Origin of the sequence: Desulfolutivibrio sulfodismutans DSM 3696 (assembly GCF_013376455.1) — a bacterium.
GTDB lineage: Bacteria > Desulfobacterota > Desulfovibrionia > Desulfovibrionales > Desulfovibrionaceae > Desulfolutivibrio > Desulfolutivibrio sulfodismutans.
This window is the reverse complement of the sequence record NZ_CP045504.1, coordinates 191461-213939: the sequence shown is the minus strand read 5'-3', so window position 1 is coordinate 213939 and position 22479 is coordinate 191461. Positions and strand designations below refer to the sequence as shown.

Sequence of the window (22479 nt, the reverse complement as noted above, 5' to 3'; positions counted from 1 at the left end):
CACCGACTGATCTTTCCTTAGTCGCACCACTCACAGGTTGCCGCATCGCCTCACTCTTGTCGTCCCCCGCTCCCGCCGCTCCCCGCCGCCATGCCATAGCTCAACCGGGCCAGGATCACGTTACTGACCAAAAGCCCGTTTTTGGTCAGGCGCAGATGTCCGGCGCTTAAGCGCACCAGCTCGTTTTGGCGCAGGGCCTGCACCAGCCCGGCGTTGTCCTTCAAAAAATCCCGCCCCGCCCGGGCCCGGTAGGCCGCCAGGTCGAGGCCCTTGGTGGTGCGCAGCGACAGCATGACCATCTCCCGCACCAGTTCATCCGGCGAAAGTTCCTTGGCGTCCCCGCCGAAACGCCCCTTCCGGGACAGGGCCACGTACCCACCGATGTCCCGGGGGTTCTCGAAGCGCCGTCCGTCCATGGTGGACACCGCCGACGGCCCCAGCCCCAGATAGTCCCGGCCTTCCCAATAGCCCGAGTTGTGGCGGCTGACGAACCCCATGCGCGCGAAATTGGAGATTTCGTAGTGCAGGTAGCCCTCGGACTCCAGAAACTGCGCCCCGCGTACGAACATCTCCGCCTGCTCGGCCTCGGGCGGCTGGGACAGCTCCCCGGACTCGATCCGGGCGGTCAGCGGCGTGCCCGGCTCCAGGGTCAGCCCGTAGCAGGACAGGTGTTCCGGCGACAGGCGCACCGCCGCCTTGAGCGTCGCCAGCCACTGCGAGAGGCGCTGGCCGGGCAAGCCCCACAAGAAATCCAGCCCGATGTTGGCGAATCCGGCCTGGCGGGCGGCGAAATAGGCGGCCCGGGCCGTGGCCGCGTCGTGGGGGCGGCCAAGCAAAAACAGCATCTCGTCATCCAGACTTTGCACCCCGATGCTTAGGCGACCCACGCCGTATCCGAGCAGTTGCCGCAGATACGCCCCGTCCAGGGCCGAATCCGGATTGACCTCGAAGGTGAATTCCAGGCCCGGCCCGAAGCGGAAGGCCTTGTGCAGCTCCTTCATGATCCGGGACAAGGCCCAGGGCGGCAGCAGGCTCGGCGTGCCGCCGCCGAAATAGAGCGTCTCGATCACGGCCCGGGGATGAATCTTGGCGTAATACCGGATCTCCCGGCACAGGGCCGAGACGAAATCCTCCAGCAACCCCATGTCCATGGGCTTGGAGAAAAACCCGCAGTAGGCGCACTTGGCCCGGCAAAAGGGCACATGCACGTATAGGCGCAGCCCGGTCCCCTCCCCCGCGCTCATGTGTCCGGGGCCTCGCGGTCACGGGACGCCGTATCGCCGAACCACAGACACCCCGTCCGGGCCGCGTCGGCCCGGGAGTCGCAGGGTTCCTGGCTGCATTCGGGACATTCCTGGGTATGGCAGGGGTCGGCGTGGATGAGCAGGTCGGCCTGGTTGCCGTATTTCGCCCGCAAGATGTCCTCCACCGCGTTCACCTCGGCGTGGGCCGCCTCCAGGGTCAGATCCCGGGGCAGGATCAGGTGGAAGTCGATATGCACCCGGCTGCCGGAACGCCAGGCCCGCAGGCGATGAATCCCGATCCAGGCGGATTTCCGCTTCGTCGACAGCACCACGCAGATCTCATCCAGAAGCCGGGGGTCGGCCTCCTGCATCAGCCCGGCAAAGGACTGGCGCATGAGTCTGTAGCCCGTGACCAGGATGTTTGCGGCCATGAGGCAGGCCACGGCGGGATCGAGCCAGTACACGCCCGTCAGGCGCACCAGAAAAAGCCCGACCAGGACGCCGCCCGAGGTATACACGTCGGTCAGGACATGCATCCCGTCGGCGGTGAGCGTCACCGAACCCAGGCGCTTTCCGGCCCGCACCAGCCCGAGCCCCAAAAGCAGATTGACTGCGCCGGAACCCGCCAGGAGCAGCAGGCCGAGGTCCAGGTTGGCCAGGGGCACGGGGGCGAATAGTTTGTCCCAGGATTCCCAGATGATGGCGCATCCGGCCACGATGATCAGCGAGCCTTCGAACCCGGCGGCGAAGAATTCGATTTTCCCGTGCCCGTAGGGATGCTCGGAGTCCGGGGGGTTGGCGGCGTAGACCACGCTGACCAGGGCAAACAGGGCCGCCGCCACGTTGACGATGGATTCCATGGCGTCGGACAGGATGGCCGAGGAGCCGGTGCGATGGTAGGCGTAGAATTTGAGGCCCATAAGCAGCGCGCCCACGGCCAGGGAGACCGAGGCGGCGATGGTTGCGGCGCGGGGATTCACACTGGTTCCATTCGCATTCATGGTGGTGGCATATCAGGGGCTTCTTCTTGGGGCAAATCCCAAAAAAGAGGGAGGGCTTGCGCCCTCCCTCCCAAACCGGCCCTGCTGCCGGATTATTGCATGTCGACCAGGATCGGATCCTCTTCCAGATCCTCCAGGAACTTGTCGGGCCGCTCGGGCTGGCGCGGCACGACGACCTCGCACTCCATATACTTGCGGTAGCCGGTTCCGGCCGGGATCAGGCGTCCCACGATGACGTTTTCCTTGAGTCCCCGCAGGCTGTCTTCCTTGCCCATGAGCGAGGCCTCGGTCAAGACCTTGGTGGTCTCCTGGAAGGAGGCCGCCGAGATGAAGGAATCCGTGGACAGGGAGGCCTGGGTGATGCCCAGGACCAACGGCTCCGCCATGGCGGGCTTTAAGCCCTCCTTCACGCAGCGGGTGTTTTCCTCCATGAACTTCTGCTTATCCACCTGCTCCCCGATGAGGAAGTTGGTGTCACCGGAGTCGAGCACCGACACCTTTTTGAGCATCTGGCGCACGATGATCTCGATGTGCTTGTCGTTGATGGCCACGCCCTGGAACCGGTACACGTCCTGGATTTCCTCCACGAGGTACTTGGCCAGGAACTTCTCGCCCTTGATCTTCAGGATGTCATGCAACTCGGGATAGCCCTCGGTCAGGAGTTCCCCGGCCTCCACGAAGTCGCCCTCCTGCACGGTGATGTGCTTGCCGCGCGGGATGAGGTATTCCTTGGGATCGCCAGCGTCAGGGGTGACCACGATCTTGCGCTTGCCCTTGGTCTCCGAACCGAAGGACACGATGCCGTCGATTTCCGACACCACGGCCATCTCCTTGGGCTTTCTGACCTCGAAGAGCTCGGCCACGCGGGGCAGACCGCCGACGATGTCCTTGGTCTTCGACGTTTCGCGGGGCTTACGGGCGATGATGTCGCCCTCGAAGACCTCCTGGCCGTCGCGGATCATGATGATGGCCCCGACAGGCAGTTGGAAGACCGCCGGGGAGTTGGTGCCGGGCCGGGTCTTGGGCCGTCCGGACTCGTCGCACACGGAGATGCTCGGCCGGAAGGTGGTGGTCCGGTATTCGATGATGGTCTGGGTGGTCCGTTTGGTGGTCTCGTCCACCTTCTCCTGGTAGGTCTTGCCCTCCAGGATGTCCGTGAACTTGAGCACGCCCGAGACGTCAGTGACGAAGGGTTCGTTGAAGGGATCCCACTCGGCCAGGATCATGTCCTTGCGGACCTCTTCACCGGCGGCCACGAAGAGCTTGGCGCCGGAGGGCAGATTGTACTTCTCGCGCTCGCGGCCCTGCTCGTCCACGATGGACACCTGGCCGCTTTTGCCCATGATGATGAGCTGGCCCAGGCTGTTTTTGATGTGCTTGACCCGGGACAGGGCGATGCGGCCGGTGTGCTGGGCGGTGATGGACGACCGCTCGATTTCGCGGGCCGCCGTGCCGCCGATGTGGAAGGTGCGCATGGTCAGCTGGGTGCCGGGCTCGCCGATGGACTGGGCGGCGATGATGCCCACGGTCTCGCCCACGTTGACCAGGTGTCCCCGGGCCAGATCGCGGCCGTAGCAGTGGGCGCACACGCCGTATTTGCTCTGGCAGGTGAGCGTGGAGCGGATCATCAGCGAACCGATGCCGGAATCCTCGATGACCTGGGCATAGTGCTCGTCAATGATGGTGTTGGACGGAATGAGCACGTCCCCGGTGGCCGGATCGAACACGTCGAACATGGTCACCCGCCCCAGCGCCCGCTCATGCACGCGCTGCTTGACCTCGCCAGCCTTGATGTAGTGCGAGATCTCCAGGCCGTCCACGGTGCCGCAGTCGATGTCGGTGATGATGACATCCTGGACCACGTCCACCAGACGGCGGGTCAGGTATCCGGAGTTGGCGGTCTTGAGCGCCGTATCCGCGAGGCCCTTTCGTGCGCCGTGGGTGGAGTTGAAGTACTGGGCCACGGACAGGCCCTCACGGAAGTTCGAGGTGATGGGCGTCTCGATGATCTCGCCCGAAGGCTTGGCCATCAGCCCGCGCATGCCCGCGAGCTGGCGCATCTGGTCCTGGTTGCCTCGGGATCCGGAGTGGGTCATCATGAAGATGGGGTTGAAGCTGGTGTTGCGCTCCGTGGCCCCGGTCTTTTCGTCGTAGAGGGTGTCGGTGGAGATCTCGCGCATCATCTCCGACGCCACCTCGTTGGTGGCCTTGGTCCAGACGTCCACGACCTTGTTGTATTTTTCCGTGCGGGTGATGATACCCTCGGAATACTGATGCTCGATCTGGAGAACCTCGTTTTGCGAGGCGTCCAGGATGGCCTGTTTACGGGAAGGAACGGTCAGATCCTTGACCCCGATGGAGATCCCGGCCCGGGTGGCGTACTCGTAGCCCAGTCCCTTCAGGTGGTCGCACAGGATGACCGTGGCCTTGGTTCCGGCCTGCCGGTAGGTTTCGCCCACCAGACGGCCGATGCTGCGCTTGTTGAGCACGGTGTTGACCAGTTCGAAGGGCACCTCGGGGGGGATGAGCTCGCCCACGATGATCCGACCCGGCGTGGTGTCCACCAGTTGGCCGTCGATGCGCACCTTGACCCGGGCGTGCAGGCTGACCACGTTCGCGTCCAGGGCGCAGATGACCTCCCCCTGGTCGGAGAAGATCTTGCCCTCGCCCTTGCTGAAGGAACGCTCCACCGTCAGGTAGTACAGCCCCAGGACGATGTCCTGGGACGGCAGGATGATGGGGTTGCCGTTGGCCGGGGACAGGATGTTGTTGGTGGACATCATGAGCACCCGGCATTCGATCTGGGCTTCCACGGACAGGGGCACGTGCACGGCCATCTGGTCGCCGTCAAAGTCGGCGTTGTAGGCCGAGCAGACCAGGGGGTGCAGCTGAATGGCCTTGCCCTCGACCAGGATCGGCTCGAAGGCCTGGATGCCCAGGCGGTGCAGCGTGGGGGCGCGGTTTAAGAGGATGGGATATTCGCGCACCACCTCTTCCAGGATGTCCCACACCACCAGTTCCTCGCGCTCCACCATCTTCTTGGCGGTCTTGATGGTGGTGGCCAGCCCTTTGTCCTCCAGACGGGAATAAATGAAGGGCTTAAACAGTTCCAAGGCCATCTTCTTGGGCAGACCGCACTGGTGCAGCCGAAGCTTCGGGCCGACCACGATGACCGACCGGCCGGAATAATCCACGCGCTTGCCCAAAAGGTTCTGGCGGAAGCGGCCCTGCTTGCCCTTGATCATGTCGGAGAGGGACTTGAGCGGGCGGCCGTTGGTGCCGGTGATGGCCCGGCCGCGACGGCCGTTGTCGAACAGGGCGTCCACGGCCTCCTGGAGCATGCGCTTTTCGTTGCGGATGATGATGTCCGGGGCGCCCAGTTCCAGCAGGCGTTTCAGGCGGTTGTTGCGGTTGATCACCCGGCGGTAGAGATCGTTTAAGTCCGAGGTGGCGAACCGGCCGCCGTCGAGCGGGACCAGGGGCCGCAGTTCGGGCGGGATGACCGGAATGACCTCCATGATCATCCATTCCGACCGGTTGCTGGAATCGAGAAAGGCCTCCACGATTTTGAGGCGCTTGATGATCTTTTTCTTTTTGGTCTGGGACTTGGTGGTCATGGCCTCCTCGCGCAACTCGGCGCGAAGCTTGACCATGTCGATCTCCTCCAGAAGCAGGCGCACGGCCTCGGCGCCCATGCCCACCTTCACCGCATCCTCGCCGCCGTAGTGGTCGATGACCTGAAGGTATTGTTCCTCGGAGATGACCTGAAATTTATGCAGATTGGTGTCTTTGGGATCGAGCACCACGTAGGAATCGAAATACAGCACCTTTTCCAGATCGACCATGGTCATGTCCAAAAGCGTGCCGATCTTGGAGGGAAGCGTCTTCAGAAACCAGATGTGGGCCACGGGGGCGGCCAGCTCGATGTGGCCCATGCGTTCCCGGCGCACCTTGGAGGCGATGACCTCGACGCCGCATTTCTCGCACACGATGCCCCGGTGCTTCATGCGCTTGTACTTGCCGCAGTTGCACTCGTAATCCTTGACCGGGCCGAAGATTTTGGCGCAGAAAAGTCCGTCGCGCTCAGGCTTGAAGGTCCGATAGTTGATGGTCTCGGGCTTTTTGACCTCGCCAAAGGACCATTCCCGGATTTTCTCCGGAGAAGCGATGGAGATCTTGATGGCCTTGAGCGTCCGGCTGGAGATGACGTTCTGGCCCAGACCGCGCATGCTGAAGAGTTCGTCCAAAGACATAGGGTTCCCTCGTGGTAGTGGTTGAAGGGGGGAACCGGCAGGCGTCCCCCGGGAACCGCCTGGCGGCTCCGCCTCCTCCACGCGTTATCGTGATCCAGACCCGTGCGCCCCGGGGCGTCCCCGGCGGCGCGCACCCCCGGACATCACCCGCCCGGCGGCGAGTGATGTCCGGAACATGCCTAGCGTCTGGTCTTTTTCTTTTCGTCCTGAAGCAGATCCACATCCAGTCCCAGGGACATCAGTTCCTTCACCAGGACGTTGAAGGATTCAGGCAGCCCGGCCTCCAGGAAGTTGTCGCCCTTGACGATCTTCTCGTACATCTTGACCCGCCCGGCCACGTCATCGGACTTGACCGTGAGGAACTCCTGCAAGAGGTGCGACGCGCCATACGCCTCAAGCGCCCACACTTCCATTTCGCCCAACCGCTGACCGCCGAATTGGGCCTTGCCGCCCAGGGGTTGCTGGGTGACCAGTGAGTAAGGGCCCGTGGACCTGGCGTGGATTTTCTCGTCGACTAAGTGGTGGAGCTTGAGCATGTACATGACGCCCACGGTGACCGGCCGATGGAAGGCCTCGCCCGTGCGGCCGTCGTAAAGGGTGACTTTGCCGTCGTCGGTGAGCCCGGCCTTTTTCAGCCAAGCCCAGATCTCGTCTTCGCTTGCGCCGTCGAAGACCGGGGTCTTGGCCACGATGCCGTTTTTGAGAACCTTGAGACTCTTAAAGAAGGTCTCGTCGTCCAGGCTGTCCACCAGTTCGTCCATCTCCGGCGATCCCAGGACGTCCTTGACTTCTTCTCGCAGCTTCAGGATGGGGTTTTGCGCGGCCACCATCTTGGAGAGCCTTTCGCCGAGCACCTTTCCGGCCCAGCCCAGGTGGGTCTCCATGATCTGGCCGATGTTCATGCGCGAAGGCACGCCCAGGGGGTTTAAGACGATGTCCACCGGGGAGCCGTCGGCGAAAAAGGGCATGTCCTCCTCGGGCAGGATGCACGAGACGACGCCCTTGTTGCCGTGGCGGCCGGCCATTTTGTCGCCCACGTTGAGCTTGCGTTTGACGGCCACGTAGACCTTGACCATCTTGATGACGCCGGGCGGCAGATCGTCGCCCTCGGTGACCTTGGCCCTTTTCTGCTCATGGATGTGGTGAATGAACTGGATCTGACGGTCGTATTCGTCGAGCCGGGCGGAAACCGCCTCGTTGACTTCCCTGGCGGTGAACAGCCCGTGCAGTTTTTTGAGCGGCAGTTCGTCGAGAACCTCGCGGCGCAGGGGATGCCCGGCTTCCAGCAACACCTCTCCCTTTTTCTTGCCCTTGATGGTCTGGGCCACGGACTTCCCAGCCACGTCGGCCCACATTTTTTCCCGCACGGTGTCGGTCAGGGCGGCGACGAACTGGCCTTCCTTCACATCCAGGCGGGACAGCTCGAATTCCTCGATGGAGGTGGTGCGGTCATCTTTTTCGCCGGAGCGGCGGTTGAACACCCGGACGTCGATGACCGTGCCCTCGATGCCCGGCGGCACCTTGAGGGAGGTGTTTTTCACGTCCCGGGCCTTGTCGCCGAAGATGGCCCGCAGCAGCTTTTCCTCGGGGGTGAGCTGGGTCTCGCCCTTGGGGGTGATCTTGCCCACCAGGATGTCGTCGGGGCCGACCTTGGCCCCCAGGCGGATGATGCCGCACTCGTCCAGGTCTTTGAGCATCTCCTCGCCCACGTTGGGGATGTCCCGGGTGATCTCCTCGGGACCAAGCTTGGTGTCCCGGGCCACCACCTCGAACTCCTCGATGTGCACCGAGGTGAAGGTGTCTTCCTTGACCGTGCGCTCGGAGATGAGGATGGAATCCTCGTAGTTGTAGCCGCACCAGGGCATGAAGGCCACGAGCAGGTTCTTGCCCAGGGCCAGCTCGCCGTCGCGGATGCCCGGGCCGTCGGCCAGGATGTCGCCCTTTTTCACCTTCTGTCCCACCAAAACCCGGGGCACCTGGCCAAAGCAGGTGTTCTGGTTGGACTTGTGGTGCTTTAAGAGCTCATAGCTTTTCACGCCGCCGGACTCGGGGGAGATGTCGCCCTCGTAGTTGACGATGATGCGCTCGGCGTCGGCAAAGTGCACCAGACCATCGCGTTCGGCCAGGATGCAGCTCCCCGAATCCCGGGCCACGGCGGCTTCCATGCCGGTACCCACCAGGGGCTGCTCACAGCGCAGAAGCGGCACGGCCTGACGCTGCATGTTCGATCCCATGAGCGCACGGTTGGCGTCGTCATGTTCAAGGAAGGGAATGAGCGCCGCCGAGATGGACACGATCTGGCTGGGAGAGATGTCCATAAGCGTCACATCGTCGCGCGACTGCATGAGCAGGTCGCCCTTGACCCGGGCGCCCACCACCGGCGCGAGAAGCCCGTCGTCGCCAACCTCGGTGTTGGCCCCGGCGATGATCTCGTCGATCTCGCGGGTGGCGTCGAGATACACCGTCTCGGAGGTCAACCGCCCCTCGCGGACCACCCGGTAGGGGGTTTCGATGAACCCGTAGTCGTTGACCCGCGAAAAGGTGGTCAGGGACACGATAAGCCCGATGTTCGGACCTTCCGGGGTTTCGATGGGGCAGATGCGTCCGTAGTGCGAGGTATGCACGTCGCGGACCTCGAAACCGGCCCGCTCACGGGTGAGCCCGCCAGGTCCCAGGGCCGACAGGCGGCGCTTGTGGGTGACCTCGGACAGGGGGTTGGTCTGATCCATGAACTGGGACAGCTGGGAGGTGCCGAAGAACTCCTTGAGCACCGCAGCCACGGGCTTGGGATTGATCAGGTCGTGGGGCATGAGCGTGGCCACTTCCTGAAGGCTCATGCGCTCCTTGATGGCCCGCTCCATGCGCACCAGGCCGATGCGGTACTGGTTTTCCACCAACTCGCCCACGGGGCGCACCCGACGGTTGCCCAGATGGTCGATGTCGTCGGCGGGACCATGGGAATCCTTGAGGAAGGTCAGGTGCTTGACCGAACGTAGGATGTCCTCGTTGGAAAGCACCCGAAAATCCAGGGACAGGTCGAGCTTGAGCCGCACATTGAGCTTGTAGCGCCCAACCGGCGACAGATCGTAATAATCGGCATTGCGGAACAGGTTCTCGAAAAAGCTTGCCGCGATCTCCTGGGTGGGCGGCGACGACGGCCGCAGCCTGCGGTAGATCTCCACCTGGGCGGTCACCGTGTCCGTGGTCTTGTCCATGGCCAGGGTGTCGCGGATGGAGGACGAGGTGTCCACGCCCCGGGAGAAGAGAATGGGCAGCCGGACAATTCCCGCGTCCTTGAGCTTCTCCTGGAGGTCGGGGGTGACTTCGTCGCCAGCGGCGGCAATGACCTCGCCCGTGGTCGGATCGGCCATGTCGTCGGCCAGAAAGAGCCCGGCCAGGGTGGCCGGATCGATCTCGATGGCCTCTATGCCGCCCTCGACCATGAGCCGCCAGGCCTTTTTGGTGATGGGCTTGTCCGCGACGACGATGGGCTTTCCGTCAGCCCCCATGACCGTGGCGTAGGCCTTTTCCTTGCGGTACATCTCGGGGTTGATCTCGCGGAAGACCCGGTCGCCCTCAAGACGGAAATGCTCCACGGCGTAGAAATAGTGCAGGATGTCCGTGGAGGACATGCCCATGGCCTTGAACAGGATCGTGGCGGGCATCTTGCGGCGGCGGTCGATGCGCACGTACAAGATGTCCTTGTGGTCGTAATCGAAATCGAGCCACGAACCGCGCATGGGGATGATGCGGCAGGAATAGAGCACCTTGCGGCTGGTGTGGGTCTTGCCGGAGTCGTGCTCGAAGATGATGCCCGGCGAGCGTTGGAGCTGATTGACGATGACCCGCTCGGTACCGTTGATGATGAAGGTGCCCTTCTCGGTCATCAGCGGCACGGTGCCGAAATAGATGATTTGTTCCTTGATGTCGCGAATGGTCCGGTTTTCGGTCTCCTCGTCCACATCGTAGACAACCAGGCGCACTTTGATCCGCAAGGGCGCCTCGTAGGTCAGGCCCTTGGCGATGCACTCAGGCATGTCGTACTTGGGTTCGCCGATCTCGTAGCTGACGTATTCCAGGCTGGCGGTCTTGTTGAAATCCTCAATGGGAAACACAGACCGGAACACGCCTTCCAGCCCTGCGTCCTCCCGGCTGGCCGGGGGAACGTTCTGCTGTAAAAACAGATCATAGGAATCGATCTGCAGGTTCAGCAAATGCGGGATGGTCAGGGATTTGGCGATTTTTCCAAAAAGCTTTCTCAGTTGGGCCATTGTTCCCTCTGGTGCGGAAGTAAGGTTGGACCCGATGGGGGGTTACGTGGTTGACCGTACGACCAAACGGGCACTGGTCCCGCAGTGACGCCGACGTTTCGGCGTCAGGACCGCCGCGACCAGGAGGCGGCGCGGCATTCGACGAAAGAACGGAAAAAAGGATATGAGAGCGCACCCCCTCTTTTCAAGAGGGCGCGCTCCCGGTCAAAGCAAGAAAAGGAAGGCCGACTACTTGATTTCGCAAGCGGCTCCGGCTTCCTCGAGCTGTTTCTTGGCATCCTCGGCCTCCGCCTTGGCGACGGCTTCCTTGATGGTGGAGGGCAGCTCGTCCACCTTGGCCTTGGCTTCCTTGAGGCCCAGGCCGGTCAGGGCCCGGACGACCTTGATGACGCCGATCTTGTTGGCGCCGGAACCGGTGAGCACGACGTCGAATTCGGTCTTCTCCTCTTCGACGGCGGCCTCGGCGGCGGCCGGAGCAACCATGGCCATGGCCATGGCCGGGGCGGCGGCGGAAACGCCAAACTTTTCTTCGAGCTCCTTGATGAACTCGGACAGTTCCAACACGGTCATATTGGAAATGAACTCAACGACCTGCTCTTTGGTGACAGACATGGAAAATCCTCCTTGAAGGTTCGCTTCGCCAGCCGCCTAGGCGGCTTCCTTTTTTTCCTTGACGCCGTTTAAGGCATACAAGAGTCCGCGGATCATGTTCGCGAACAGGCCGACGAAATTGGTGGGTACGGCGTTCATGGTGCCCAGGAGAGTAGCCAGAAGCTCGGGTTTGCCCGGCAATGTGGAGAGATTCTTGACGCCTTGCTCGTCGATGATCTTTCCGGACAAACTCGCCAAACGGATGGCGAACTTCTTGCTTGTCTTGGCGTAATCCACCAGGACTTTTGCGGCCGCGACCGGATCGTCATATCCGAACGCCACAGCGCAGTTTTCCTTGAAGTGAACGGCCAATGCCTCGTGGGTTCCGCCTTGCACCGCTTTTCGGGCCAGGGTGTTCTTCACAACCTGGTAATCAACGCCTGCAGCCCGAAGCTTGACGCGCAAATCGGTCAACTCCTCGGCCGTAAGCCCCTTGAAGTCGGTGACCACCGCAATCCCGGCCCGGTCCGCCTTGGCGCGCAGCACTTCGATGATCTCGCTCTTTCGCGCTTTGAGCACAGGAACCTACCTCCAGTAGCGGTTAGGCGGGCCGTCAAGTGAAGCCAAAGCGACGTCTCGGCGGGAAATTAAGGGGGACGTCCCCACCCGCTTTCTTTGACTCACCTTCCATGCCCAGACTCAACAATATGGTGACGCGGGGGGCTTGCCCCCCGCGCGGTACCCGAATACGGCGTCGTACGCCTGAAGGTTATCCTTCCAGGAACTTGCGAATGGACACCGTGTCCACCTTGATGCCCGGGCCCATGGTGGTGGCCATGGCCATGGTCTTCAGGTAGGTTCCCTTGGCGGAAGAGGGCTTGAGCCGCATGACGGTGTCCATGACGGCCTTGAAGTTCTCGAGCAGCTTCTCGGCGCCGAAGGAGCGCTTGCCCAGGGGGGCATGCAGCACACCGGCCTTGTCCACCCGAAACTCCACACGCCCGGCCTTGAGTTCCCCGATGGCCGAAGCGATGTCGAAGGTCACGGTGCCGGTCTTGGCATTGGGCATGAGCCCCCGGGGGCCGAGGAGCTTTCCGATCTTGCCCACCGAAGCCATCATGTCCGGGGTGGCCACGGCCTTGTCGAACTCCAGCCAGCCGCCCTTGATTTTTTCGATGAGCTCGTCGGCCCCGGCGAAGTCCGCTCCGGCCGCTTTGGCCTCGGCTTCCTTGTCGCCCTTGCAGAAGGCGACGATGCGCACCACCTTGCCCAGACCATGGGGCAGGGTCACGGCGCCGCGAACCATCTGGTCGGAGTACTTGGGGTTGACCCCCAGGCACATGGCCACATCGACGGTTTCGTCGAATTTGGCGAAAGAGGCCGCAAGGGCCATCTTCATGGCCTCATCCACTGCGTATGCGGCTGTCAGGTCGATATTTTTCACCGCATCGCGGTAATTTTTTCCGTGCTTGGGCATTTCGCGTCTTCCTCTCAGTTGGCGATCTCAAGCCCCATGCTGCGGGCGGTACCAGCGATGGTGCGACAGGCGGCATCCAGCTCATTGGCGGTCATATCCGGCAACTTGGTCCGGGCGATCTCTTCGATCTGCTCCTTGGTGACCTTGCCGACCTTGGTCTTGTTCGGCTCACCCGACCCCTTGTCGATCTTGGCCGCTTTCAGCAAAAGCACGGCCGCAGGCGGCGTCTTGGTGATAAAGGTAAAGGAGCGGTCGGCATACACGGTGATGACCACCGGGGTGATCATGCCCTTTTGCTCCATGGTCCGGGCGTTGAACGCCTTGCAGAACTCCATGATGTTCACGCCGTGCTGGCCGAGGGCGGGACCGACCGGCGGCGAGGGGTTGGCTGCCCCGGCAGGAATCTGGAGCTTAATTTTGGCGGTGATTTTCTTGGCCATCTGTCGTCATTCCTTTCTTCGTGATCAGTTCTTGCTGACCTGCACGAAATCGAGTTCCACGGGGGTCTGGCGGCCGAAGATGGACACGGACACCCGAAGTTTTCCCTTGTCGTAGTTGACGTCTTCCACCACGGCGTTGAATCCCCCGAAGGGGCCGTCGATCACCCGCACATCGTCGCCGCGCTCGAAATGGTATTTGGGACGCGGTTGTTCCTGTCGGCTGACCATCATGCTCAGGATTTTTTGCGCCTCGGAGTCGCGCATGGGGGTAGGCTGGTTCTTGCCGCCGATAAAACCGGTCACCCGGGGAATGTTTTGCACCAGGTGCCAAGTCTTGTCGTTCATGACCATCTTGATCATGACGTAGCCCGGATAGAACTTCCGCGTGGAAGTCTTTTTCTCGCCCTTAACCAGCTCCACGATCTTTTCCGTGGGAACCACGACCTCTTCAATAAGGCCGTCTTCCTGAGCCGTGCGCATCATCTCCCGGATGGTCTGCTCCACGCGGTGCTCGAATCCGGAATAGGTATGCACGATGAACCATCGGCTAACCGATGCGTCGTCGGCGGGAACCGTCAGGATGGGCTGTTCAGAGTCGTTCGTCATGGTGTTCCGGATCGGTTCGTTGCCGTGTCGATAGCGTTGTCATCCATCTGGGCGATACTCGTCCGGCCCTGGCCGGCGGGCGCCCGTCTTACGCGAGAATGAATTCCACAAGTCTGGCCAATCCCAGGTCCACAAGGCCCAGGAAGATGGACATGACCAGAACCAGGATCAACACGGCGATGCCGGTGCTGACGGTCTCCTTGCGTGTGGGCCAGGTGACCTTTTTGAGTTCCGCCTTGGCCTGCTCGAAGAACTCGCGGGACTGCTCGATCTTTCCCTTCAGCGGAGAGCCGGTCGCACCCTGTTCGCCCTTGGCCCCGGCAGGCTTGGCCTTGGCCGAAGCCTTGCCGCCCTTGGCCTGATCAGCCTTGGCTGGCGCGGGCTTGTGCGCCGTCTCGTCCGTTTCCGTCTTCTTTGTGACCATGGTTACGCCTTGTCCACCCGACAAAGGTGTGAAATATGGCAGGCCAGGAGGGATTCGAACCCCCAACCCTCGGATTTGGAGTCCGATGCTCTACCGTTAGAGCTACTGGCCTGCATCGTTCCGTTCCCGCTCACTGAAGCCGCTACTTGGTTTCGCGGTGGACGGTATGCTTGTGGTCGAAGGGACAATACTTCTTGATCTCCATCCGACCGGTGGTGTTTTTCTTGTTTTTTTCCGTGGCGTAGTTCCGACGCTTGCACTCGGTGCACTGCAACTGGATATTGATGCGCATGATTTACTCCACGATTTCCGAGACGACGCCCGCGCCAACGGTCCGGCCGCCTTCGCGAATGGCGAAGCGCAGGCCCGTTTCCATGGCGATGGGGGCGATCATTTCAACATTGAACGTGGCGTTGTCGCCGGGCATGACCATTTCAACGCCCTCGTTCAGGGTCACCACGCCGGTGATGTCCGTGGTCCGGAAGTAGAACTGCGGACGATATCCGGTGAAAAACGGGGTGTGGCGGCCGCCCTCTTCCTTGGTCAGGATGTACACCTCGGCCTTGAACTTCCGGTGCGGGGTGATCGAACCCGGCTTGGCCAACACCTGGCCGCGCTCCACATCGTCGCGCTTGACGCCGCGAAGCAGCACGCCCACGTTGTCGCCGGCCATGCCCTTGTCCAGAATCTTGCGGAACATTTCCACGCCCGTGCAGGTGGTCTTGACCGTGGTCTTGATGCCCACGATCTCCACTTCCTCGCCAACCGTCACGGTGCCGCGCTCCACACGTCCGGTGACCACGGTGCCCCGGCCAGAGATGGAGAACACGTCTTCAATGGGCATCAGGAACGGCTTCTCGATGTCGCGCTTGGGCTCGGGAATAAACGCGTCGCAGGCATCGAGCAGCTCAAAGATCGGGGCCGCATCGGGGCTCTTGATGTCGTCCGCCTCCAGGGCCTTGAGCGCGCTGCCCTTGATGACCGGGACGTCGTCGCCGGGGAAGCCGTACTTGGTCAGAAGCTCACGCACTTCAAGCTCCACCAGCTCCAAAAGCTCCGGGTCGTCCACCAGGTCGACCTTGTTCATGAACACCACCAACTGGGGCACGCCCACCTGACGGGCCAAAAGGATGTGCTCCCGGGTCTGGGGCATGGGGCCATCGGTGGCCGCCACCACCAGGATGCCGCCGTCCATCTGGGCAGCGCCGGTGATCATGTTCTTGATGTAGTCGGCGTGGCCCGGGCAGTCCACATGGGCATAGTGGCGCTTGTCGGTCTGATATTCCACATGGGCCGTGGCGATGGTGATGCCGCGTTCCTTCTCCTCCGGGGCCTTGTCGATCTGGTCGAAGGGAATGTATTCGCCAAAACCCTTCATGCTGGCCAGCCGGGTGATGGCTGCGGTCAGCGTGGTCTTGCCGTGGTCGATGTGGCCGATGGTGCCGATGTTGACATGCGGCTTGTTGCGCTCGAATTTCGCCTTGCCCATGGTTTCCCCCTGGAGTTCTTTATGGTCTTGATGCGTGAGGCGTTTCGCCGAAAAATGTATGGAGCCCACGACCGGATTCGAACCGGTGACCTCTTCCTTACCAAGGAAGTGCTCTGCCGACTGAGCTACGTGGGCCCGTCAATCATGCTGTATACAGGCAGGGAAATGTGGAGCGGGAAACGGGACTCGAACCCGCAACCCTCAGCTTGGAAGGCTGATGCTCTAGCCAATTGAGCTATTCCCGCGATATGTCACCTGTAGTCCAGGCGACAGGAATTCCCTGTCTCCTACAGCACTTTTCGCATATGGTGGAGGGGGGAGGATTTGAACCTCCGAAGGCTGACGCCGACAGATTTACAGTCTGTTCCCTTTGGCCACTCGGGAACCCCTCCGCGTCTGGAGCTGGCGATGGGACTTGAACCCGCAACCTGCTGATTACAAATCAGCTGCTCTACCAATTGAGCTACGCCAGCGGCCCAAGAGAAAGCCAGTTAGCGCATGGTGCGGCTTTTGTCAATGTTTTATTCGCCTTTCCGTGGCCGCCCTGCTCCCACAGGCGGCAAGAGGGGATTTCTAGACGAATTCCCCAAGGATGGGAAGCACTTTTTTCATCCTCCAGACATTTTCTTTCTCCGCCCTCCCGGGCAGGTCGCGCCACATTGCCCGAAATCGCCATCCGCCCTATACTGCGCTTGCCATTTTGCGTTTCGGCGCTATTTCACCCTATCAGCCCTCTCCGCTCCGTCTGGCGCGCCGACCAACCTCCACCCCCTGAGACCCCCGTGAAACAAATGGAAAAACACCAAAAATTCTCCATCTGGTACGTCATCATCGCCATTTGGGGCGTATTTTTGCTCAACAACCTCATCGTCTCCTCCTACGGCCCCAAAAACCTGGCCTACAGCGATTTCCTCACCGCCCTGCGAAACGGGGAGATCGTGGACGTGGCCATCACCGGTGACGTCATTTCCGGGACCATGAAGACCACGGAGAAAGGCGAACCCAAAGACGCCCCCTTCGTCACCCGCCGCGTGGACCCCAGCCTGTCCGACGAGCTGACCAAGCACAACGTGACCTTCCGGGCCCAGCCCGAAAGCACCTTTCTGCGCGACCTCATGTCCTGGGTTTTGCCCATCCTGCTCTTTTTCGGCATCTGGTATTTCATGATGCAGCGCATGAATCCCGGCGGCGGGGTCATGGCCTTTGGCCGCAACAAGGCCAAGGTCTTCGCCGAAAAGGACATCGAGACCCGGTTTACCGACGTGGCCGGATGCGACGAGGCCAAAGACGAGCTCAAGGAAATCATCGACTACCTCAAAGAACCCGAGCGCTTCCAGAACCTCGGCGGCCGCATGCCCAAGGGCGTCTTGCTGATCGGCCCCCCGGGAACGGGCAAGACCCTTTTGGCCCGGGCCGTGGCCGGGGAGGCCGAGGTGCCCTTTTTCTCCATCTCCGGCTCGGAATTCGTGGAGATGTTCGTGGGCGTCGGCGCGGCGAGGGTGCGCGAGCTCTTCACCCAGGCCCGGGAAAAAGCCCCGTGCATCATCTTCATCGACGAACTCGACGCCATCGGCAAGGCCCGGGGCATGGCCGTGGTCGGCGGCCACGACGAACGCGAGCAGACCTTAAACCAGCTTTTGGTGGAGATGGACGGCTTCGACCCCCGGGTGGGGGTGATCATCATGGCCGCCACCAACCGGCCCGAGACCCTGGACCCGGCGCTTCTGCGGGCCGGGCGCTTCGACCGCCAGGTGTTGGTGGACAAGCCCGACGTGGCCGGGCGCCTGGCCATCCTTGAGGTCCACGCCAAAAACGTCAAACTCGGCCCGGATGCGGACCTGTCGACCATCGCCAAAAAGACCCCGGGGTTTTCCGGCGCGGACCTGGCCAACGCCGTGAACGAGGCCGCCCTTCTGGCCGCGAGGCGCGGCAAGCAGGTCGTGGAGATGGCCGACCTGGACGAGGCCGTGGACCGCATCGTGGGGGGCCTGGAAAAAAAGAACCGGGTCATCAATCCCAAGGAAAAAGAGATCGTGGCCTTTCACGAAACCGGCCACGCCCTGGTGGCCCGCTTCACCCCCGGGGCGGACAAGGTCCACAAGATCTCCATCGTGCCCCGGGGCATCGGGGCCCTGGGCTACACCCAGCAGTTGCCCACCGAGGACCGCTACCTCATGACCAAGGCCGAGCTTTACGGCCGCATCGACGTGCTCCTGGGCGGCCGGGCGGCCGAGGCCCTGGTGTTCGGCGACGTGTCCACGGGCGCGCACAACGACCTGCAACGGGCCACGGACATCGCCCGGGCCATGGTCAGCGAATACGGCATGGGCCAGACCCTGGGACCGGCCACCTTCCCGCGCCAAAACCGCCCCATGTTCCTGTCCCCGGAGCAGGCCCCCCTGGCCGGGCGGGAATACAGCGAGGCCACGGCCGCCCTCCTGGACGAAGAGATCAAGGGCATCCTCATGGAGCGCATGGACCATGTCTCGGATCTTCTGGCCGCCAGACGTCCGGACCTGGAGCGCGTGGCCCGCAAGCTCCTGGACCAGGAGGTTCTGGACGACGCCCAGTTCGAGGCCCTTTTGGATGTGGCCCATGTCCCCGGACCCGCCGCATGAGCTTCACCGCGCGCCTTCTGTCCTGGTATGCGGCCAATAGCCGCCCCCTGCCCTGGCGGGAGAACCCCACCCCCTACCGGGTGCTGGTCTCCGAGGTCATGTTGCAGCAGACCCAGGCTGCCCGGGCCGCCGTCTATTTCCAGCGGTTCGTGGCCCGCTTCCCGGATTTTTCCTCCCTAGCCGACGCCGATCCCGACCAGGTGCTGAAATTGTGGGAGGGCCTGGGCTATTACTCCCGGGCCAGGAACCTCCAGGCGGCGGCGAAGATCATCGCCGGGCGCGGCGTCTTCCCGGACACCCTGGAGGGCATCGCCGCCCTGCCCGGGGTCGGCCCCTATACCGCCGGGGCCGTGGCCGCCCTGGCCCTGGGGTTGGACCATGCCGCCGTGGACGCCAACGTGGAGCGGGTGCTGTCCCGCAGCCACGACATCGACGCCCCCATCAAGGAGCGCCAGGGCCGGGAACGGGTCCGGGAGCTGGCCGCCGCCCTGCTCCCCCCTGGCCGGGCCGGAGACTTCTTCCAGGCCCTCATGGAGCTTGGAGAGGTGGTCTGCCGTCCCAAAAATCCGGCCTGCGGCCTGTGCCCCGTGGCCGACCTGTGCCAGGCCAGGCATCTGGGCATCGTGGCCGAACGCCCGGTGCGCGCCAAGGGCAAATCCATCGAACTGATCACCGTGGCCACGGCGGTCTTTCGCTGCCAGGGGCTTATTTTCATCCAGCGTCGGCGTCCCGGCGGAGCCTGGGGCAACCTGTGGGAATTCCCCGGCGGCCGGGTGGAGGCGGGCGAGGCCCCCGAGGACGCCGCCGTGCGCGAGCTTTCCGAAGAAACGGGCTTTTCGGCCCGCGTCGAGGCCCCCCTGGGGGTCATCCGGCACGGCTACACCACCTACCGGGTGACGCTGCACTGCTACCTGCTGGCCCCGGCCGATCCTACCCTCCCGGGCCTGCCCTTCCCGGTCCTGACCGCCGCCGTGGAATCGCGCTGGGCCAGCCTGGCCGACCTGGACGGCCTGGCCTTTCCCGCCGGGCATCGCAAGCTGATCGATTCCCTGCGCGCGGATTTGCGCTTTTTCTGATTCCATGATCTGAAGCCCTCTATCAAGGGCGTGCTCCCGGTTTCTTTCCGCCCCCGCCGCGAGGGCTTACGGCCATGAATCCCTTCCGCCACTCACTTGGCTTCAAGATCGCCACGGCCGTTTTCCTGTCCGCCATCGTGGTCTATGCCGGGATCGTGGCCGTGGACGTCAACTGGTTTCGCGACAACCTGCTCGTGGAACTGAAAAACGCCTCGGCCTTCAGCGCGGAGCTTCTGCAGATGGCCGTTGAGGAACCCATGCGCAAGGGAGACGACGAGGCCACCCGCCGCCAGTTCGAGTCCCTGGCCCCCTATGGCCGCGTCTCCCTGTACATGACCGACCAAAAAGGCGAGATCACCTATTCCAACCGGGAAGACATCCTGCGCAAAAACATCAGCGAGGTGGTCGAAGACGCCTCCTTCGCGGCCATGCTCAGGCAGAGCCTGGCCAGCCCCGGTGAGCGCAGCGACATCCTGCACATTGGAGGGGAACCCTACTTCACCGAGGTCAAAACCGTCTCCAACGCCCCCTCCTGCCACCACTGCCATGGCGCGGCCCGGCCCATCCTGGGAACCGTGGTCATGCTGCAAAACGTCAGCGACCAGCACGAACGCCTCAAACAGTTCCATTATAAACGCACGGTGGTGCTTCTTCTGGGGCTCTCCGCCCTGTTGGCCGTGGTCATGGCCTACATCCACCGGGCCTTCATCACCCGGGTGGCCGACATCACCCGCAAAACCGGCGCGGTCACGGCCGGAAACCTGGACATGCGCTTCGACGTGGGCGGCAGCGACGAGATTTCCCGGCTGTGCCACCACTTAAACGCCATGGTTGCCGGGCGAAAGCGGGCCGAGGCCAAACTGGCCGACCTCAACCGCGATCTTGAGGGGCAGGTGGATCAACGTACCCGGGATCTGATCCGGCAGGCCGCAGAACTGGAGAAGGCCAACCGCAGGCTGCGCGAACGCGAACGCATGAAGACCATCTTTTTGTCCACCGTCTCCCACGAATTCAAGACCCCCCTGACCGCCGTCCTGGGGTTCGCCAAGCTCATCGCCCGGCGCTTCACCCGGGACATCCTGCCCCAGGCATCGGGCCGCACGGACGACTTCGGCCGCTCGGCCGCCCAGATCGCGGCAAATCTGCCGGTCATGGTCCAGGAGGCCGACCGGTTGTCGAATCTCGTCGAGAAGGTCATCGACCTGTCCGACCTGGAATCGGGCAGCGCGGTCTTCGACATGGCTCCCATGGACCTGTGCCATTCCGTCGAGACGGCCATGGAGACGGTGCGCCGACAGGCCGCAGGCAAAGGACTGGCCCTGTCCTTTGAGCGCGGCCCGTGTCCCTGCCCGGTCACGGGCGACGCCCGGCGTCTGGCTGCGGCCCTGTCCCATTTGCTGCAAAACGCCGTGGCCTTCACCACGACGGGCGGCGTGACCTGCCGGGTGCGGCCCACGGCCGACGGCGCGGCCGTGGACGTGATCGACACCGGCCGGGGCATCGCCCCCGACGACCAGAAGGCCATCTTTGAAACCTTCCGCCAGCTCGGCGACCATCTGACGGACAAGCCCGGAGGCACGGGACTTGGGCTGGCCATCGCCCGGGCCGTGGCCCGGGCCCACGGCGGCCAGGTCACGGTGCAAAGCGAGCCGGGCAAGGGCAGCACCTTCACCCTGACCATACTCAACCCGCCGCGTTCCTGACTTGACCTCAGGCCCGCCAGGTATTAAGACGCTTGTCTTAGATCTTCATTTCAGAACACGAGCTGCCCATGACCTCCGACCTGACCAAACTCCGCATCGAGAAACGCGACGCCGCCGCACCCGGCAAAGCCTGGAAACGGCGGCTCAAACGCGCGGCCATGGCGGCGTCGATCATCTGCGCCCTCATCGCCGCCTATCTGGCCTTTCCCAGCTCCCACACGGTGGAGGCGGGCAAGGCAGCCATGGCCTACCCCTCCCGGGCGCTGACGCTCCTTTCGGCCAGCGGCTATGTGGTGGCCGACCGCAAAGCTTCGCTGGCCACCAAGGCCACGGCGCGGTTGGTATGGATCGGGGTGGAGGAAGGAAGCACCGTGAAGCAGGGCGACATCGTGGCCAGGCTTGAAAACGATGACGTGGCCGCCGCCCTGGACCAGGCCGCCGCGCAACTGGAAAACGCCGGGCACCGCATCGCCGAGGCCAGGGCCGAACTGACCGACGCCGAACTGCACCACGGCCGCATGTCCCGGCTGGTCAAAAACGGCTATGTGGCCAAATCCGAACACGACTCGTCCAAGGCCAGAAAAGACAAGGCAAAAGCCGCCCTGGACCAGGCCGAGGCCGAACTGGCGGCACGGACGGCGGCCATGGCCGAGGCCCGGGCCAACCTGGAATACACCCTGGTCCGAACCCCCTTCGACGCCGTGATCCTGACCAAGAACGCCGACGTGGGTGACATCATCTCCCCGCTTGGGGCCTCGGCCAACGCCAAGGCCGCCGTGGTCACCATCGCCGACCTTGCCTCGCTCCAGGTGGAGGTGGACGTATCCGAATCCAACCTGTCCAGGGTCAAAGCGGGGGCTCCCTGCGAAATCATCCTGGACGCCTTCCCCGACGAACGCTTTCCCGGCTACGTGCATATGATCGTGCCCACGGCGGATCGCACCAAGGCCACGGTCATGGTCAAGATCCGCTTCGCGACCCTCGACCCCCGGGTCATGCCCGAGATGAGCGCCAAGGCGGCCTTCCTGGAACGCCCCCTGGCCCCGGGAGAGGAGATTCCCCGGCTGGCCGTTCCGGCCAGGGCGCTGGCCAAACGCGGCGGTCGCGACGTGGTCTTTCGCATTGAGGACGGCCACGCCAGGGAAGTTCCCGTGACCCCGGGCCCGCCCCTGGGCGACATGGTGGAGATCTCGGGAGGAATATCCCCGGGCGACCGGCTGGTGCTGTCGCCCCCGGCGGCGCTCAACACCGGCGACGCCATCACCATCCAGGAAGGATAGGCGCGG

The 22479-nt window shown here is 63.1% G+C and carries 16 protein-coding genes and 5 tRNA genes; 4 read left to right on the top strand and 17 right to left on the bottom strand.

All coding sequences use genetic code 11. The features are described from left to right. Nucleotides 1-50 precede the first annotated feature (50 nt). The 17 genes from hemW to GD606_RS00855 all read right to left on the bottom strand — a co-directional run bounded on the left by hemW (nucleotide 51) and on the right by GD606_RS00855 (nucleotide 16269). Entirely contained in the window at nucleotides 51-1244 is a 1194-nt protein-coding gene (hemW, locus tag GD606_RS00935) for a radical SAM family heme chaperone HemW (protein ID WP_309550373.1), read from the bottom strand. After that, nucleotides 1241-2224: a cation diffusion facilitator family transporter gene (locus GD606_RS00930; RefSeq protein WP_163301849.1), complete on the bottom strand. Its 984-nt coding sequence runs from the start codon at nucleotides 2222-2224 to the stop codon at nucleotides 1241-1243. The genes hemW and GD606_RS00930 overlap by 4 nt, the downstream gene beginning before the upstream one ends. A 113-nt stretch (nucleotides 2225-2337) precedes the next feature. Next, a complete protein-coding gene (gene rpoC / locus GD606_RS00925) occupies nucleotides 2338-6498 on the bottom strand; it encodes a DNA-directed RNA polymerase subunit beta' (RefSeq protein WP_163301848.1) in 4161 nt (1386 codons plus the stop codon). Nucleotides 6499-6677: 179 nt separating this feature from the next. Next, entirely contained in the window at nucleotides 6678-10769 is a 4092-nt protein-coding gene (gene rpoB, locus GD606_RS00920; RefSeq protein WP_163301847.1) for a DNA-directed RNA polymerase subunit beta, read from the bottom strand. Nucleotides 10770-10997: 228 nt separating this feature from the next. After that, nucleotides 10998-11381, bottom strand: coding sequence for a 50S ribosomal protein L7/L12 (rplL, locus tag GD606_RS00915; RefSeq protein WP_163301846.1), 384 nt, complete (start codon nucleotides 11379-11381; stop codon nucleotides 10998-11000). 36 nt (nucleotides 11382-11417) lie between these two features. Continuing rightward, nucleotides 11418-11939 (bottom strand): 50S ribosomal protein L10, encoded by a 522-nt coding sequence (rplJ, locus tag GD606_RS00910; protein WP_163301845.1) that lies wholly within the window; start codon nucleotides 11937-11939, stop codon nucleotides 11418-11420. Nucleotides 11940-12129: 190 nt separating this feature from the next. Beyond that, nucleotides 12130-12837, bottom strand: a complete 708-nt coding sequence (gene rplA, locus GD606_RS00905) for a 50S ribosomal protein L1 (protein ID WP_163301844.1) — start codon at nucleotides 12835-12837, stop codon at nucleotides 12130-12132. A 14-nt stretch (nucleotides 12838-12851) separates the two neighbouring features. Then, a complete protein-coding gene (rplK, locus tag GD606_RS00900; RefSeq protein WP_163301843.1) occupies nucleotides 12852-13277 on the bottom strand; it encodes a 50S ribosomal protein L11 in 426 nt (141 codons plus the stop codon). Nucleotides 13278-13301: 24 nt separating this feature from the next. Beyond that, complete coding sequence (gene nusG, locus GD606_RS00895) at nucleotides 13302-13883, bottom strand: transcription termination/antitermination protein NusG (protein WP_163301842.1); 582 nt, start codon at nucleotides 13881-13883, stop codon at nucleotides 13302-13304. Between the two features lie 88 nt (nucleotides 13884-13971). Further along, the gene (gene secE / locus GD606_RS00890) at nucleotides 13972-14307 is read right to left on the bottom strand and encodes a preprotein translocase subunit SecE (protein ID WP_163301841.1); all 336 of its coding nucleotides are present in this window, start codon (nucleotides 14305-14307) and stop codon (nucleotides 13972-13974) included. 36 nt (nucleotides 14308-14343) lie between these two features. Next, a tRNA-Trp gene (locus GD606_RS00885) sits at nucleotides 14344-14419 on the bottom strand. Between the two features lie 30 nt (nucleotides 14420-14449). Then, nucleotides 14450-14599 carry a 50S ribosomal protein L33 gene (rpmG, locus tag GD606_RS00880; RefSeq protein ID WP_163301840.1) on the bottom strand — a complete coding sequence of 50 codons (150 nt, stop codon included), beginning with the start codon at nucleotides 14597-14599 and terminating at the stop codon, nucleotides 14450-14452. A 3-nt stretch (nucleotides 14600-14602) separates the two neighbouring features. After that, nucleotides 14603-15796, bottom strand: a complete 1194-nt coding sequence (tuf, locus tag GD606_RS00875; protein WP_176629177.1) for an elongation factor Tu — start codon at nucleotides 15794-15796, stop codon at nucleotides 14603-14605. Nucleotides 15797-15855: 59 nt separating this feature from the next. Further along, a tRNA-Thr gene (locus GD606_RS00870) sits at nucleotides 15856-15931 on the bottom strand. 33 nt (nucleotides 15932-15964) lie between these two features. Further along, nucleotides 15965-16041, bottom strand: a tRNA-Gly gene (locus GD606_RS00865). 61 nt (nucleotides 16042-16102) lie between these two features. After that, a tRNA-Tyr gene (locus GD606_RS00860) sits at nucleotides 16103-16188 on the bottom strand. A gap of 5 nt (nucleotides 16189-16193) precedes the next feature. After that, nucleotides 16194-16269: transfer RNA gene (locus GD606_RS00855), tRNA-Thr, on the bottom strand. 318 nt (nucleotides 16270-16587) lie between these two features. Between GD606_RS00855 and ftsH the strand changes: the two genes are divergently transcribed. The 4 genes from ftsH to GD606_RS00835 all read left to right on the top strand — a co-directional run bounded on the left by ftsH (nucleotide 16588) and on the right by GD606_RS00835 (nucleotide 22473). Beyond that, the gene (ftsH, locus tag GD606_RS00850) at nucleotides 16588-18414 is read left to right on the top strand and encodes an ATP-dependent zinc metalloprotease FtsH (protein ID WP_163303290.1); all 1827 of its coding nucleotides are present in this window, start codon (nucleotides 16588-16590) and stop codon (nucleotides 18412-18414) included. Next, nucleotides 18411-19490, top strand: a complete 1080-nt coding sequence (locus tag GD606_RS20700) for an A/G-specific adenine glycosylase (protein ID WP_281362028.1) — start codon at nucleotides 18411-18413, stop codon at nucleotides 19488-19490. Before ftsH ends, GD606_RS20700 begins: the two co-directional genes overlap by 4 nt. Nucleotides 19491-19564: 74 nt before the next feature. Then, nucleotides 19565-21193 (top strand): HAMP domain-containing sensor histidine kinase, encoded by a 1629-nt coding sequence (locus tag GD606_RS00840; protein WP_163303277.1) that lies wholly within the window; start codon nucleotides 19565-19567, stop codon nucleotides 21191-21193. Between the two features lie 68 nt (nucleotides 21194-21261). Beyond that, nucleotides 21262-22473, top strand: coding sequence for an efflux RND transporter periplasmic adaptor subunit (locus GD606_RS00835; RefSeq protein WP_163303278.1), 1212 nt, complete (start codon nucleotides 21262-21264; stop codon nucleotides 22471-22473). Nucleotides 22474-22479 lie beyond the last annotated feature (6 nt).

Coding starts and splice junctions, on each gene's coding strand:
- secE (WP_163301841.1), bottom strand. CDS start 14,307: ATGGTCACAAAGAAGACGGAAACGGACGAGACGGCGCACAAGCCCGCG.
- nusG (WP_163301842.1), bottom strand. CDS start 13,883: ATGACGAACGACTCTGAACAGCCCATCCTGACGGTTCCCGCCGACGAC.
- rplK (WP_163301843.1), bottom strand. CDS start 13,277: ATGGCCAAGAAAATCACCGCCAAAATTAAGCTCCAGATTCCTGCCGGG.
- rpoC (WP_163301848.1), bottom strand. CDS start 6,498: ATGTCTTTGGACGAACTCTTCAGCATGCGCGGTCTGGGCCAGAACGTC.
- GD606_RS00835 (WP_163303278.1), top strand. CDS start 21,262: ATGACCTCCGACCTGACCAAACTCCGCATCGAGAAACGCGACGCCGCC.
- hemW (WP_309550373.1), bottom strand. CDS start 1,244: ATGAGCGCGGGGGAGGGGACCGGGCTGCGCCTATACGTGCATGTGCCC.
- GD606_RS20700 (WP_281362028.1), top strand. CDS start 18,411: ATGAGCTTCACCGCGCGCCTTCTGTCCTGGTATGCGGCCAATAGCCGC.
- rpmG (WP_163301840.1), bottom strand. CDS start 14,599: ATGCGCATCAATATCCAGTTGCAGTGCACCGAGTGCAAGCGTCGGAAC.
- rplL (WP_163301846.1), bottom strand. CDS start 11,381: ATGTCTGTCACCAAAGAGCAGGTCGTTGAGTTCATTTCCAATATGACC.
- tuf (WP_176629177.1), bottom strand. CDS start 15,796: ATGGGCAAGGCGAAATTCGAGCGCAACAAGCCGCATGTCAACATCGGC.
- rplA (WP_163301844.1), bottom strand. CDS start 12,837: ATGCCCAAGCACGGAAAAAATTACCGCGATGCGGTGAAAAATATCGAC.
- ftsH (WP_163303290.1), top strand. CDS start 16,588: ATGGAAAAACACCAAAAATTCTCCATCTGGTACGTCATCATCGCCATT.
- rpoB (WP_163301847.1), bottom strand. CDS start 10,769: ATGGCCCAACTGAGAAAGCTTTTTGGAAAAATCGCCAAATCCCTGACC.
- GD606_RS00840 (WP_163303277.1), top strand. CDS start 19,565: ATGAATCCCTTCCGCCACTCACTTGGCTTCAAGATCGCCACGGCCGTT.